2 protein-coding genes are annotated in these 1,809 nt (G+C 29.0%); both read left to right on the top strand.

What is annotated here, in order from left to right; translation table 11 throughout:
• Positions 1 to 187 precede the first annotated feature (187 nt).
• Positions 188 to 1,030, top strand: coding sequence for an RHS repeat-associated core domain-containing protein (locus FIA58_RS21830; protein WP_394352435.1), 843 nt, complete (start codon positions 188 to 190; stop codon positions 1,028 to 1,030).
• Positions 1,031 to 1,035: 5 nt separating this feature from the next.
• Positions 1,036 to 1,440, top strand: coding sequence for a hypothetical protein (locus FIA58_RS21080; protein WP_140964670.1), 405 nt, complete (start codon positions 1,036 to 1,038; stop codon positions 1,438 to 1,440).
• The last annotated feature ends 369 nt before the right edge of the window (positions 1,441 to 1,809 follow it).

Here is a 1,809-nt window from a genome sequence, read left to right as displayed (position 1 = left end):
GAAAACCACTATTATGCTTTTGGGTTAAAACATACTAATTATAATAGTGATTGGCTATTATATTCTAAAAATTCATCTGGAAACATCACTTTAGGAAAGAAAGCACCTAGCACCTAGCGTACCAGTATTACCTAGTTACCAGTATAAATACAACGGGAAAGAACTGCAGACGGAGCTGGGACTTAACATGTACGATTATCAAGCTCGTAATTACGACCCTGCTTTGGGAAGGTGGATGAACATTGACCCGTTGGCGGAACAAATGAGAAGGCACTCACCTTACAATTATGCTTTTGACAACCCTGTTTTCTTTATTGATCCTGACGGAATGGCTCCTGAAGCCTCACAAACGGCAGATGTTTATTATGATTGGGATGAAGGTGGTTATAGAAATCAAGGAGGTGATTCAGCAACTCATACACAAGCAATGGCAAGTATTGAGGGAGACTCAAACGATGATTATTTTGACAAGAAAACAGGAAAGTATTTAGGAAAAGGTGGCACAGATGAAGTTAGACTTATTAATGAAAGTGACTGGAAAGCAGGTAATTTAAATAAATACGAAACTAAAGGGACTGTTTTAAGCGATGATGCTTTTAAGAATGTTATTGGTTATTATGCTCAATTTACAGATAAAAAAATACATAGTAATTTTGAGATAAGAGTTAGAAAATATACTGGTATATATACTGGATATGACGAAAAATTAGATTTAGTATATTTAGCAATTAGTAAAGATAGACTTGGAAAACAAATTATAAATAGATTTGATATTATAAATATGCATGAACATGAATCATTTTCACATGGTAATGATTGGAGGAAGTTGTGGTTTTCATATAAAAGACGTTATGATTCTTCTTCACAATCAGACTTTGATCTTTTTGAAAGTAATGCAACAAATCATCAAGTAAAAACTTCAAGCTGGAAAAAAACAACTACAGAATGGAATAGTATTATATATGATCACTATGGACATTATGTTCCAGCTTCTTTACATAAAAAATATTTTCCTAATTCTACTAATTAAATATTATGAAATCAATTTTTATATATTGTTTTTTATCCCTTTTGTCTTTTTCTTGTGAGTCGACATATAATTGTATTAATAAAATAACTTTTGAAAGAGAAAAAGACGGTCCCTCTCCTGATTTAATCATATTAGAAACTTTTTTATCTGAAGAGTATGTGAAAAAATTTCCTATGGATAAATTTCTTAATTTGAATTTTCACATAGATGAAAATAATTCTTTTTCAACACATGATTGGTTATTGAAAAAAGAAAATAATAACTACTTTTTTTATATAAGAACTACTTTTTTTAATAGAAAAAAAGATTTTAAGGAAATTGATTTTTATAATTTAATTAATTTATCTAAATCTCTAAAAGTAGAAATAGTAGATGGGAATGATAAATTTACCTTTATAAAATGTAATTAAATCCTTGCTGGCGAATACGTCTTGCTTGTACTGAAAAAGTAAATAACAAAAAGCAAACCACAACTTACCGTTGTGGTTTTGGGTAATGTTTCAAAGTTAGTGATGAGTTTAATTTGAATGTCTAATAAGTTGATAATCAATAAAAATTAAATAGAAATTTAAAAAATGGATAGAAAAGGAACGCAATATGGCGTTCCTTTTTGTGTTATATAATGTCTTAAAACGAAGAAAATGATAAAAAAGTCGACCTCGTGTATTAGAGTTAGTGATAGCTTTTTTTACTTATAAAAACAGTTGCAAGAACAAATGTAATTTCCTACATTTATGATGCTACAGGAAGAAAAATAAATAAGATAGTAAAAACAAGTT

This window comes from Flavobacterium jejuense, assembly GCF_006491595.2.
Lineage (GTDB): Bacteria > Bacteroidota > Bacteroidia > Flavobacteriales > Flavobacteriaceae > Flavobacterium > Flavobacterium jejuense.
This window is presented reverse-complemented; position numbering and strand designations above follow the sequence as displayed.

Coding starts and splice junctions, on each gene's coding strand:
- FIA58_RS21830 (WP_394352435.1), top strand. CDS start 188: ATGTACGATTATCAAGCTCGTAATTACGACCCTGCTTTGGGAAGGTGG.
- FIA58_RS21080 (WP_140964670.1), top strand. CDS start 1,036: ATGAAATCAATTTTTATATATTGTTTTTTATCCCTTTTGTCTTTTTCT.